General features: G+C 63.6%; 22 protein-coding genes. 5 read left to right on the plus strand and 17 right to left on the minus strand.

Annotation, left to right across the window (positions count from 1 at the left end):
* Positions 1–2: 2 nt before the first annotated feature.
* The 13 genes from IC762_RS17480 to IC762_RS17535 all read right to left on the minus strand — a co-directional run bounded on the left by IC762_RS17480 (position 3) and on the right by IC762_RS17535 (position 5,258).
* On the minus strand, positions 3–260 hold the full coding sequence (locus IC762_RS17480) for a hypothetical protein (RefSeq protein WP_195783526.1): 258 nt from the start codon (positions 258–260) through the stop codon (positions 3–5).
* A complete protein-coding gene (locus tag IC762_RS35595; protein ID WP_283816251.1) occupies positions 257–379 on the minus strand; it encodes a hypothetical protein in 123 nt (40 codons plus the stop codon). The genes IC762_RS17480 and IC762_RS35595 overlap by 4 nt, the downstream gene beginning before the upstream one ends.
* Positions 380–416: 37 nt before the next feature.
* Entirely contained in the window at positions 417–719 is a 303-nt protein-coding gene (locus IC762_RS17485) for a hypothetical protein (RefSeq protein WP_195783527.1), read from the minus strand.
* A 70-nt stretch (positions 720–789) separates the two neighbouring features.
* Positions 790–1,245, minus strand: coding sequence for a hypothetical protein (locus IC762_RS17490; RefSeq protein WP_195783528.1), 456 nt, complete (start codon positions 1,243–1,245; stop codon positions 790–792).
* The gene (locus tag IC762_RS17495) at positions 1,242–1,490 is read right to left on the minus strand and encodes a hypothetical protein (RefSeq protein ID WP_195783529.1); all 249 of its coding nucleotides are present in this window, start codon (positions 1,488–1,490) and stop codon (positions 1,242–1,244) included. Before IC762_RS17495 ends, IC762_RS17490 begins: the two co-directional genes overlap by 4 nt.
* Positions 1,487–1,708: a hypothetical protein gene (locus IC762_RS17500; RefSeq protein ID WP_195783530.1), complete on the minus strand. Its 222-nt coding sequence runs from the start codon at positions 1,706–1,708 to the stop codon at positions 1,487–1,489. The genes IC762_RS17495 and IC762_RS17500 overlap by 4 nt, the downstream gene beginning before the upstream one ends.
* Before the next feature lies 1 nt (position 1,709).
* On the minus strand, positions 1,710–2,051 hold the full coding sequence (locus IC762_RS17505) for a hypothetical protein (protein ID WP_195783531.1): 342 nt from the start codon (positions 2,049–2,051) through the stop codon (positions 1,710–1,712).
* A gap of 84 nt (positions 2,052–2,135) precedes the next feature.
* On the minus strand, positions 2,136–2,981 hold the full coding sequence (locus tag IC762_RS17510; protein WP_246801065.1) for a lambda exonuclease family protein: 846 nt from the start codon (positions 2,979–2,981) through the stop codon (positions 2,136–2,138).
* On the minus strand, positions 2,981–3,856 hold the full coding sequence (locus tag IC762_RS17515; RefSeq protein WP_195783532.1) for an ERF family protein: 876 nt from the start codon (positions 3,854–3,856) through the stop codon (positions 2,981–2,983). Before IC762_RS17515 ends, IC762_RS17510 begins: the two co-directional genes overlap by 1 nt.
* 97 nt (positions 3,857–3,953) lie before the next feature.
* Positions 3,954–4,229 carry a hypothetical protein gene (locus IC762_RS17520; protein WP_195783533.1) on the minus strand — a complete coding sequence of 92 codons (276 nt, stop codon included), beginning with the start codon at positions 4,227–4,229 and terminating at the stop codon, positions 3,954–3,956.
* Positions 4,226–4,651: a hypothetical protein gene (locus IC762_RS17525; protein ID WP_195783534.1), complete on the minus strand. Its 426-nt coding sequence runs from the start codon at positions 4,649–4,651 to the stop codon at positions 4,226–4,228. Before IC762_RS17525 ends, IC762_RS17520 begins: the two co-directional genes overlap by 4 nt.
* Entirely contained in the window at positions 4,651–4,863 is a 213-nt protein-coding gene (locus tag IC762_RS17530; RefSeq protein ID WP_195783535.1) for a hypothetical protein, read from the minus strand. The genes IC762_RS17525 and IC762_RS17530 overlap by 1 nt, the downstream gene beginning before the upstream one ends.
* A 2-nt stretch (positions 4,864–4,865) precedes the next feature.
* On the minus strand, positions 4,866–5,258 hold the full coding sequence (locus IC762_RS17535; protein WP_195783536.1) for a hypothetical protein: 393 nt from the start codon (positions 5,256–5,258) through the stop codon (positions 4,866–4,868).
* Positions 5,259–5,597: 339 nt separating this feature from the next.
* Here IC762_RS17535 and IC762_RS17540 point away from each other — a divergent pair, with 339 nt between their 5' ends.
* The gene (locus IC762_RS17540; RefSeq protein WP_195783537.1) at positions 5,598–6,020 is read left to right on the plus strand and encodes a hypothetical protein; all 423 of its coding nucleotides are present in this window, start codon (positions 5,598–5,600) and stop codon (positions 6,018–6,020) included.
* On the opposite strand, the gene IC762_RS17545 is transcribed toward IC762_RS17540, so the two are convergent.
* Both IC762_RS17545 and IC762_RS17550 read right to left on the minus strand, forming a co-directional pair.
* Positions 6,014–6,280, minus strand: a complete 267-nt coding sequence (locus IC762_RS17545; RefSeq protein WP_195783538.1) for a hypothetical protein — start codon at positions 6,278–6,280, stop codon at positions 6,014–6,016. The two genes, IC762_RS17540 and IC762_RS17545, sit on opposite strands and share 7 nt — an antisense overlap.
* Before the next feature lie 154 nt (positions 6,281–6,434).
* On the minus strand, positions 6,435–6,707 hold the full coding sequence (locus IC762_RS17550; protein WP_195783539.1) for a helix-turn-helix domain-containing protein: 273 nt from the start codon (positions 6,705–6,707) through the stop codon (positions 6,435–6,437).
* 132 nt (positions 6,708–6,839) lie between these two features.
* Between IC762_RS17550 and IC762_RS17555 the strand changes: the two genes are divergently transcribed.
* A complete protein-coding gene (locus IC762_RS17555) occupies positions 6,840–7,103 on the plus strand; it encodes a helix-turn-helix domain-containing protein (RefSeq protein WP_246801661.1) in 264 nt (87 codons plus the stop codon).
* A gap of 5 nt (positions 7,104–7,108) precedes the next feature.
* Here the strand turns inward: IC762_RS17555 and IC762_RS17560 are convergent, their stop codons facing one another.
* Positions 7,109–7,372, minus strand: a complete 264-nt coding sequence (locus IC762_RS17560) for a hypothetical protein (RefSeq protein WP_195783541.1) — start codon at positions 7,370–7,372, stop codon at positions 7,109–7,111.
* A gap of 254 nt (positions 7,373–7,626) precedes the next feature.
* On the opposite strand from IC762_RS17560, the gene IC762_RS17565 reads away from it, so the two are divergent.
* The gene (locus tag IC762_RS17565; RefSeq protein ID WP_195783542.1) at positions 7,627–8,076 is read left to right on the plus strand and encodes a GIY-YIG nuclease family protein; all 450 of its coding nucleotides are present in this window, start codon (positions 7,627–7,629) and stop codon (positions 8,074–8,076) included.
* An 11-nt stretch (positions 8,077–8,087) separates the two neighbouring features.
* Here IC762_RS17565 and IC762_RS17570 read toward each other — a convergent pair whose 3' ends face one another.
* Positions 8,088–8,255 carry a hypothetical protein gene (locus tag IC762_RS17570; protein WP_195783543.1) on the minus strand — a complete coding sequence of 56 codons (168 nt, stop codon included), beginning with the start codon at positions 8,253–8,255 and terminating at the stop codon, positions 8,088–8,090.
* Positions 8,256–8,287: 32 nt separating this feature from the next.
* Between IC762_RS17570 and IC762_RS17575 the strand changes: the two genes are divergently transcribed.
* Positions 8,288–8,563, plus strand: coding sequence for a helix-turn-helix domain-containing protein (locus tag IC762_RS17575; RefSeq protein ID WP_195783544.1), 276 nt, complete (start codon positions 8,288–8,290; stop codon positions 8,561–8,563).
* A 69-nt stretch (positions 8,564–8,632) separates the two neighbouring features.
* Positions 8,633–9,166 carry a hypothetical protein gene (locus tag IC762_RS17580; protein WP_210338376.1) on the plus strand — a complete coding sequence of 178 codons (534 nt, stop codon included), beginning with the start codon at positions 8,633–8,635 and terminating at the stop codon, positions 9,164–9,166.
* Positions 9,167–9,226 lie beyond the last annotated feature (60 nt).

Below are 9,226 nucleotides of genomic sequence, written 5' to 3' on the forward strand. Positions count from 1 at the left end.
GCTCAAGTGACGGCCCCCCACGCTGGGTCGGGGACGAGCGACGCACTTTCGTCCTCATCCGGCAGTTCCTCGAAGGCGATGTCAAGCTGATACCGGTCCCAGACCCGGCAGCCGCGCACCAGCTTTCCGCGGGGCATCAGGCCGGATTTGACGAGCTCGTCAAACTTGGTTGGGGACATGCCGACCCAATCGGCCGCGGCCTCCCTCCGCAGTCCGCGGGGGGCGTAGGCACGCTCGCGATGGTCGACGGTCTGCTTCAAGGGTCGTGTCTCCGTCCGACCTCGGCATCGGCTCGCACCTGCGCCGCGATCCGGACCGCCTCGCAGGCGAGCGGCAGCAGGCAGAACACGAAGATGATCTTCTCGATGAGCAGGGCCATGATGTTCAACCCGGAAGGAGGGGTCCGCGTTCGCGGTCTACCGCTGCAAGACCCGCGCGCCGAGCGGATCTCCTGTGGATGACGCGCACATCGCGGCCGGCGAGCCGGAGATCGAGACGCGCGGCTCGGGCCGGAAGCGTTTGGCGAAGGGCAAAGGCGTGGTGTCGACGAAGGTGCCGAAGGTGGCCTTCTCCCGCCCGCGGGCTGTGGCCTTCTTCAGCGCGGCGACGAAGGCGTCGTCGGCGGCCTCGGCCTGCTCCTTGGCCTGCAGCTCGGATTTCGACAGCCAGCGGTCGAACTCGGCCGGTGACATGGTCTTGATGTCGGTGACGTCTGCCATGTGATGCTCCTTGGCAAGATTTTAAGGTTGGGGACAATGAACAGCGGGACGCGCGGGCGCACCTGTCAGGTTATCTGGCAGACGCGCCCGCGGGCCTTCGCGCCGCAATCACGCAGTACGCAACAGCACGCATCGCAACGAGGTCGCCGGTCTTGGCGTAAAGCCGCTCGGCGGCGACAAAAGGATTGATATCGAGTTCGGCCCAGAACGCTTGTTCGGATCGGTTGTGCTGCGCGGTGCGCGCCAGGCGGTGGCACTGCGCGCAGAGCGGAAGCGCCCAACGGTCTTCCGGCTTCTTGCCGAGCCCCGATGCCTTCCCGTGCGCCGCGCTCGCCATCCGGACGTGCGCCGCCTCGCTCGGCTCCATCCCGCACGACAGGCACGGGCAGCACCTGATCAATTTCAGATGCGCCTCGTCACGATCGGCTCCCTGCTTGACGCGCAGCCGGGGCTGGACGTCCACGCGCTTGAGCAGGGAGCCGATCGGAGCCCGGGGAAAGCAGTATTGCGGACGGTCGATGGTCACGGCGCCGACATCTCCCGCGCCACCACATGCTGAACCGCAACCGCGATCGCGTCCTCGACCAGCTCGGTGACCTCGAAGGCGCTGAACCCGCACAGCCGCAACGTCAGCACGGCATCGTGGCGGTCGGCGAAGGCCTCATGCTCGATCAGGACCTTCGCCATCTCGGCGACCCGGCAGCAGCGGGCGCTGTGCTCGGGCAGCACCAGCGGGCCGTCGACCAGGCGGAGGCGGGTGTGGATGGTCATGGCAGCACCGTCGAACAGTGCGGGCAGACGATGTCGCCGCAGTCGGAAATGGCCTGATGCATCCCGGTCGGCGAGAACGCGCAGTTGCGCACGACCAGGAACGGATCGCGCGGCGGAAATGCCTCCGAGATCAAGAGCTGCAGATGAGCCTCGATCTCATCCGCGATCGCGATGCAGACCGGTGGCGGGGCGGGTTGGGTTTGGCGAAGGTAGCCCATGTCAGTAGACCTCCGCCGCGATGCACGCCGCAACGGCGCGCTGGAAATCGCCGCTGGCGCGGGACATGTCCCGCCATACGCTACCTTCGGCCAGATCATCGGCGAGCCAGGCGAAGTCGGTGACGTAGCAGATCGCGTGCAGCAGGATGCGCTCGCCGGAGGAGCACACGCCATCGCACTCGCGCACGCGCTTGACGAAGTTGCCCTGGTCCGGATGGTTGAACTCGACGATCAGTTCGCGCAGGTCGCGCCAGCTCGATGCGGCGGCGAGATGATCGAGTAGACCCATCTTGCGGAACATGATCCGGGCCGGCTGGCTCATTTTGAATTCGGCGAAGTTCATGGTGGTCCTCGGTGATGCTGTGAAGGGTGAGGCGGCGGCGCAACGGAGCCGCCCGGCGCCGCCGCCCGTCGTGACCTTGGCGTGCTACGCCGCGGCCACGAACTCGGATGGGGTGGCATCGCCGCGCTGGCGCATCAGGGCGACGACCTCGTCGAGATCGGCATTGAAGCGGTCGACCTCGGCGGCGAGCGTCTTGATGTAGGCCTCGTCCCGGAAGGTGCGCTTCACGAACAGCGGGATGCCGGGCCAGTAGACCGCGATGTCCCACCAGTCGCGCCCGGTGATCCAGAGCGCGCCCTGCACCTGCGCCTTGTGCTCCTCGGGGAACTCGTCCTTGAGGATGACGTCGATCAGCAGATGCGGCGCCTTGGTCTTGATCTCCAGCCCGCCATTGTCGCCGATCAGCGAGTCCGGCGAACAGCCGACCCGGTCGCGGCGCAGGAAGCCGACCCGCTCCGGCATCTCGCCGGTCTGCAGCATGTACAAATCGCGCGCCTCGGGCTCGAGCAGGTGGCCGCGCTCCATGTCGCGGGTCGTCACCATCTCCATCGGCTGGCCGGTCAGGACCTCGCCGGCCAGCTTCAAGAGGTAGGTGCGGCGGGTCTTCTGCTCGGTCTTGGTCTTGCCGGGGGTCAGGACCGCGTCGAACGAGGAGGATGTCGCAATCCCCATCCGCGCGCGCTGCCAATCGGCCGTGTTCTGCTCGCAGGCCATGATCTGCAGCGGGTCGACGATCGGCCAGGCGAACGGCGTGACGACATGCTCGGGCAGGTCGGCGGCCGTGATGACCGGCTCAGCCGCAGCCGGCGCCGTCTCCACCACGCGCGGCCGGCGCGGCTTCTTCGGGGCCTCGGCGGGCACCGGGGTTTCCTCACGGAGGCGGGCGGCGAACTGCTCGGCGAGCAGATTATGGTTGGTCTTGTCGTCCATCACTTCCTCCCCACGTTCTTGATCAGGTCGACGGCCTTGGCGAAGTGCTCAACGCCGATATCCTCGATGCGCGCCAGTTTGATGCGGGCGGCGAAGGCCTTGTGCGAGATGCCGCGCTCGTCGAGCAGGGCGCGGATGGTCTGAGCCTGGGCGGCGCTGATGCAGCCGGGCAGCGGCGGTGCCGCGGCGGCCGTCGTGCCGGCGGCGTTGCCGTCGTCGTCCTTGGAGACCGCGATGTTGAAGATCAGCCGCAGCAGCCCGCGCTGGCCGTAGGTGAAGGCGCTCTGGGTGGCATGGGTCTTGGTCATGACGTCGCCGCCGCGCGCGCCCTTGCCGTCGGCCGGCATGTCGACATGGTATTTGCGGACGTGGCTGCGCTGGACGCTGAAGCCGCCGCTGCGCTCGGTGTGGGTGACGAGGCAGAACACCCGGACGTGGTCGGCCTTCGGCGAATCCTCCTCGCCGTAGGACAGCGCGAAACCCGCCGGGGCGTAGATCGGCCGCAGCATGCGGTCCATCGCGGCGTAGTCGGCATAGACGCTGCGGGTCTGGGTGTTCTCGACCATGGCGCGGACCGTCGTCATCTCGCGCTGCACGTCGGCCATCGCCGCGTTGAAGGCAGCCTCGGCGGCGAGCTCGGCCCGCTTGTCCTCGCGGGCATCCTGCCGGTCCTGCTCCTCGCGCTGGATCGCAACCAGCGCGCGGAACTTGTCGACGTCGAAAGCCGGGTCGCTGCCGGCGTGCAGGATGACGTCGAGCAGCGATGTCGGTGCGGGCATGGTCGGCGCCGCCGCCGGGGTGCGGTTGGTCGGCATGCTGGCGCGGGTCTGGCGCGCTGGTGGTCGGCTCTCAATGGTCTCGGTCACGTTCAACATGGGTTTGGCTCCGTTTTGATAAAGTCGCTGTGTGGGCTTGCCGTAGCTGCGCTCGAAGGCCGCGATCTGGCGGAGGCGCAGGCGGATAAAGTCGGGGTCAAGGGGCGTCGGGCGCCTCCTCTAAATCCGTGATGATCGCCCGCAGCACGCCGATCATCTTGTCCTTGTGCTTGGCGGTGCGGGCCAGGTGATTGAAGAAGGCGGCGAAGCACAGGTAGGTGATGATGACCTTGTGCTCGTCGGCGTCTTCGGGCTTGTAGAAGCAGGTCGTGGTCGCGACCAACGAAGTGGCGAGGATCGACATGGTTTGAGCCATGGTGACCGGTGCGACTTCGAAAGCCTTCTCCATGGTGTCATTGGTGGCGTCGGTCATTTTGATCCCTTCGGCTGGTAGGTGATGACGTTCTCGGAAAGCCGCTTCATCGAACCCAGAAGCGGGTTGAGGTAATCGACCGCAATGCCGTCGGACCGGCCGGCGTCGATCAGCTTGCCGAGCTGGCCCATGAATGCGTGGAGCTTGGCCTGCTCGGCCGACGGGAGCGCTTTGATGTAGGCTCGCGCCTTGCCGACGGCATCGGCGAAGTCGTCGCCCTGAAAGACCTGGTAGTTGCGGTCCCAATCGTTCTGGACGTGCGGCTTGACCCAGCTCAGCGTGATGTAGATGCCGGCGTTTGCCTCAATCTTGAGGTCGACGTTCGGTTTCACCTTGCCCTTCTCGGACAGCATGGCAGGCAGCGGGTTGATCGCGGCGTAGACGTCGTCGATCGTGACGGATGCGGGTTTGGACTTGGCCATCACGCAGCCTCCTCGATCTGATCAAGAAGGTCGGCGATCGCGTCCTGCTCGGTCGCGCCGTGCCCGACCGGATGGGTGCTGAAGAAGCCGTCCTGGTCGCAATCGCAGTCGTAATCGTCGGTCACGGCGGACCAGTCGAAGGAGCGGACCGGGATCGGCGGGTAATCGAACGAGGTGTGGATCTTGACGCCGTTGATCTGGTGCAGGGCCATGATCACACTTCGTCGCTGTCGAAGGCGTAAGGCGCGGTCTCGGTCGCGTGGGTCGCGTTGCCGTCGACGGCGCCAAGGAAGGCGCCGGAGAACAGGCGGAGATCGACGGCGCGGTTGGCGTTCTCGGCCACCTCGGCGCCGATCGCGAACAGCCATTCATCGAACAGGTTGGCGGCGTCGCGGATGTGGTCGGCCAGATGGGCGAACTCATCGCGTCGCGGGCGCAGCGACAATTCGCGCGGCACCTCCATCTCGACCAGCCGGCGGATCAGCGCCGAGCGGGCGGCCTCGAAGGGGTTGCGGATGGGCGTGACGCCGTAGGCCTTGGACACGGCGGGCGCTGCGGCAGGCTTGGACGGAAGCGGGGCGGGGAGAACTTCGGCGGTGGCGGACATGGGCGGCTCCATGTGGTTGATGGAGCCATTCTTAGCTAGTAGCTAAATCATGGTCAACAAGAATCTTTAGCTATCAGCGAAAAAATTTAGCTGCTGGTTTTGTCTGACCTGGAGGAGGGCATACCGAGAAGGCGATAGGAATGATCAATGCCGGCCTGATAACCCGCCTTGAAACCGATCCGGCGTGCGACCAAACAGGCGCCCGCGGTCGCCAGTATCCACGCACACAGAAAGATCAGCTGCATCGGGCCGCCCTCGGGAAACAATCTAAAGTCTCACGTGCGGGTTGTAAACGGGCGTGCTATCCACCTTTTGATTAAGACACCAAGGGTTGCATCCTTGTCGGCGGACGTCAGGTTTTCATTGCTGATTGCCTTCATCCTGTTCAGTCTAACGGCCATTTTGGCATGTGGCATGAGGCCCGAGCAAATGATCGTGCCCCACGGTGAAATCGTGGTGCAGATGATCCGTCCATTCTATGTCGACGGGCATGCGGCCGTAGCGCCGCCAAATCAGATCGAAAAGCTCCTGCAATATGGCGACGATCCAGATGAGGCGGATGACGTCTCATCAACGATCGAGATTTATGAGGACGGCCACCCCATCGGTCCCGGTCACAGTAGCTATGCCGACATCCGCGCGTACGGAGCAGGGCGGTATTCGCATTGGAAAGGCCGCGGAATCGCGTTTTCCACCAGCGACAATTCCGACCCGAACAGCAATGGCCGGAAGTATTTTGCTGTAAAGCCGAACCATCAATGATAGTTCGCCGTGTACCGGCGTTGGATGTCGTCAAGCCGATCCATGAGGGCCGTGTTTGGCAGTCTGTCGCAGATCCCCGGAAACGTTCCGAAGTCTTTGGCGACCTCAGCCTTGATCTCTTCCATGATCCGATTGGCGCGCTGGTAGGGGATGTTCGCGCCACGCGTGATTTGGTCGTTGGCGGCGCGCCAGCCGGCCTGCATCGAGGCGAACCAGGCATTGCTGCGCAGCGAGCAGATCGAGGCGTTGAACGCGAGCATGTAGTTGCGATCGACATTGCGCAGCGCGTCCTCCGCAGTTGGCCTCGCCGGACTGGCTGGTTGCTGCGCCAGCGAAGGGGTGGCCGATAGCAAGAGAAGCGTTACGGCACTGCACAATCGATGCATGAGCGCACCATCGCTAAAAAGTTGGGGACTAACTGCGCTTGGCCTGGTCGAGCAGCCGGGTGAGCGTGGCGGCATCGGAAGGGGACAGGTTCTTCAGCCGATCGAGCTGCGCCTGCGACGGCGGCTTTCGGTAGAAGTCATTGACCGTAATATTCAATTCCTCGGACAGCGCCCGCAGCACATGGGCTGACGGGTTTTTCTTCTTCCCCGAGATCAACTCGGACAAATAGGCATCGGTGATCCCCGCCGCGTCGGCGATGTCCTCTTGCTGGCGCCCGGACTGGGCGACCCATTCGCCCACGTATAAGGGCCTGAAAAGCTTCGCGGAACTTCGTGGCATGGGGGCATGATTTGCTAACGGCGAACCGTTGTCCAAAGCTGATAGCTAAAATGCGCGTTGACAGAAGATTTAGCCGATAGCTAAATCGTGCCCATGAGTGAGCAGACGAATCAGCGGGCTGAGGCTGCCCTGCAGGAATTGGCGCGAGCAATCGACGCCAAGCCGGGCACGCGCGCGGACTTCGCGAAGAAGGTCGGCATCGGCCAGGTCTATTTGTCGCAGATCCTGCGCGGCCGGCGCCCCATCGACCGCTTGCCGATGGGCACGGTGCGCAAAATCTGCGACGCTGCCGGTGTCCCGATCGAGCGTGTCGCGGTTGCGCCTTCGCTCTCGCCGTCCGATGAGGACGGGCGATGAACGCGTCAGCTCACATGCTTGGGCGACAAGGGCATCACCCCCGCGATGTTGTGCGGGTTCAGGGCGGCAATCGTGGCCAGGACCGCGTCCGGAATGTTGCTCGCGGGGAAGACGAGCTTGGCGACCACCTTCTTCTCGGTCTCGCCGCTGTCGTTCATCTCGTCGATGACGAACCAGAACCGATAGAGGTTGCCGCCGAGGCGTTCGATCGCGCCGAGGTTCGAGCATATAATGTCTTGAATTGGAACGGTTTCTTGCAGGCCGCGCATTGCAATTTCCCCCGCACACGAAAGGGGGAGAACGTCGCGCCGTTGCATGCGAAATACAACGTTCAATTCGTCTACCCCGTAACAACACGGGGTTTGCTGTCCCAATCACGTGCAACTTGTTCGCTCGGTACGTGCGCGAGGGCGGCGCCTCAACCTGCTGGAAATATCTGTGCACGTGATGGTGATTATCGTTCACGCGGCCGTGACAGTACCTGCCTCGCGTCGGACTGCTTTCCGACGAAATGGAGATATCCATGATCGAGGTCACCGACCACACGCGCGCTATGATGCGCACAGGGTGGATATATTTCATCAAGCCCCGAGGGCAGGCCGGTCCGATCAAGATCGGCTTTTCAAAAAGCTTGGGGGAGCGTTTCGGCTCGATCTCGACTGCATCGCCCCTCTTGCTGGAAATCATCGGATCCACGCCTGGCTCTCTGGAGGATGAGCGTTTCCTTCATCGTTGCTTTGCCGAGCAACATTCCCACGGCGAATGGTTTTACCCGAGCGCGGCTCTCCATGCAGCGATCGAAAATATTCTGCAAAAAGGGATTCAATTCGCGCGCGAGACTCTGACCGAGAAGGGTAAAGATCGGCCGTGGGCGCGCCGGAAGCGCTCTGATCTGACGAAATCTCGCATGTCGGCCTCGATGCGCAAGCAATGGGCATTGAGGCGCGCGCGGCTTGCGGAGCCAAAATCATGATGGTCTCCGCATCACGCGAACATCTTAATCCACGCGCCAGCGGCGATGCCGGTTGCGAGCACGGCGAGGATCGTCGCATCCCGCGAGCGCCGCAGCGCTTTCGCCGCCAGCTCGTAGGCGTGCTCGCCCATCGCTTGCGCGATCTCGGTGCGGCGCTGCTCGGGGGTGGGTTCGGTCATTTTCTGATTTCCAGTTCAGTTGCGTTGGGTGAGTGGGGGTTCGTTCCATGCATGGAACTCTACAGAAGCGGGTCGACGAGAATCGAAAAATCGAACGCAAGATCCTGCAGGGCTCTGCAACTTTTTGCAGTGCTTCGATTTTCGGTAAGGCCTGCAAGGGGATGTGGCCCGACAAGACAGCCGAGACGCTGGCCGCGATCACAGGCTGCTCGGTGCGCGCCGCCTCCTACTACATCTCCGGCGAGCAAGAGCCTTCCGCGCGCGTCCTCCAAGCCATCATCAATCTGTGGCTCCCGCCGCGCGAGTGATCTGGATCACCTCGCCAGCCAGATCGCGTCGGCCATCATCGGTCACCCCGCAGGGGAGGGTGTTGCAGCATGAGCAGGTCCCACTACAGCGACGACATCGACAACTGGCAGTTGATCAAATGGCGCGGTGCCGTCAACAGTGCGCTGCGCGGTGCGCGCGGGCAGGCCTTCTTCAAGGAAATGCTCGCCGCGATGGACGCGATGCCGGTCAAGCGCCTGGTCGCGCATGAACTGGTCGAGCCCGAAAACATCCCGTGCTCGCATTGGGGCATGTTCGAAACCGAATCCGTCTGCGCGATCGGCGCGGTCGGCAAAGCCCGCGGTATCGACATGTCCAGCATCGATCCGGAAGACGCCGACACCGTCGCCGGCAAGTTCAACATCGCTCACGCGCTCGCCTGCGAGATCGTCTACATGAACGATGAGTGGGGTTCATACAAGGAAACTCCCGAAGCGCGTTTCATCCGCATGCGCAAGTGGGTGGAATCCAACATCCTCGCCAATCCGCAGCCTCGCATTGCATCCGTCGGCGATGAGCATCTGCGCTGGGCCGATGACGGCGGCGCCAACATCGAGCCGAGCCAAGACCCAGAAATAACCTGACAGCTGCCGCAGCGAGTCCCGCCGGCAGTTGTCCCCATATCCAAAGCGTTTCCGCGTATC

The organism is Bradyrhizobium genosp. L (genome assembly GCF_015624485.1).
Lineage (GTDB): Bacteria > Pseudomonadota > Alphaproteobacteria > Rhizobiales > Xanthobacteraceae > Bradyrhizobium.

Bases quoted from the DNA above. Each gene is read 5' to 3' on its own strand.
- IC762_RS17485 (WP_195783527.1), bottom strand. From the start codon at position 719: ATGGCAGACGTCACCGACATCAAGACCATGTCACCGGCCGAGTTCGAC.
- IC762_RS17520 (WP_195783533.1), bottom strand. From the start codon at position 4,229: ATGACCGACGCCACCAATGACACCATGGAGAAGGCTTTCGAAGTCGCA.
- IC762_RS35595 (WP_283816251.1), bottom strand. From the start codon at position 379: ATGGCCCTGCTCATCGAGAAGATCATCTTCGTGTTCTGCCTGCTGCCG.
- IC762_RS17555 (WP_246801661.1), top strand. From the start codon at position 6,840: ATGAGTGAGCAGACGAATCAGCGGGCTGAGGCTGCCCTGCAGGAATTG.
- IC762_RS17570 (WP_195783543.1), bottom strand. From the start codon at position 8,255: ATGACCGAACCCACCCCCGAGCAGCGCCGCACCGAGATCGCGCAAGCG.
- IC762_RS17560 (WP_195783541.1), bottom strand. From the start codon at position 7,372: ATGCGCGGCCTGCAAGAAACCGTTCCAATTCAAGACATTATATGCTCG.
- IC762_RS17525 (WP_195783534.1), bottom strand. From the start codon at position 4,651: ATGGCCAAGTCCAAACCCGCATCCGTCACGATCGACGACGTCTACGCC.
- IC762_RS17505 (WP_195783531.1), bottom strand. From the start codon at position 2,051: ATGAACTTCGCCGAATTCAAAATGAGCCAGCCGGCCCGGATCATGTTC.
- IC762_RS17530 (WP_195783535.1), bottom strand. From the start codon at position 4,863: ATGGCCCTGCACCAGATCAACGGCGTCAAGATCCACACCTCGTTCGAT.
- IC762_RS17580 (WP_210338376.1), top strand. From the start codon at position 8,633: ATGAGCAGGTCCCACTACAGCGACGACATCGACAACTGGCAGTTGATC.
- IC762_RS17510 (WP_246801065.1), bottom strand. From the start codon at position 2,981: ATGGACGACAAGACCAACCATAATCTGCTCGCCGAGCAGTTCGCCGCC.
- IC762_RS17545 (WP_195783538.1), bottom strand. From the start codon at position 6,280: ATGCTCGCGTTCAACGCCTCGATCTGCTCGCTGCGCAGCAATGCCTGG.
- IC762_RS17500 (WP_195783530.1), bottom strand. From the start codon at position 1,708: ATGGGCTACCTTCGCCAAACCCAACCCGCCCCGCCACCGGTCTGCATC.
- IC762_RS17565 (WP_195783542.1), top strand. From the start codon at position 7,627: ATGATCGAGGTCACCGACCACACGCGCGCTATGATGCGCACAGGGTGG.
- IC762_RS17515 (WP_195783532.1), bottom strand. From the start codon at position 3,856: ATGTTGAACGTGACCGAGACCATTGAGAGCCGACCACCAGCGCGCCAG.
- IC762_RS17495 (WP_195783529.1), bottom strand. From the start codon at position 1,490: ATGACCATCCACACCCGCCTCCGCCTGGTCGACGGCCCGCTGGTGCTG.
- IC762_RS17535 (WP_195783536.1), bottom strand. From the start codon at position 5,258: ATGTCCGCCACCGCCGAAGTTCTCCCCGCCCCGCTTCCGTCCAAGCCT.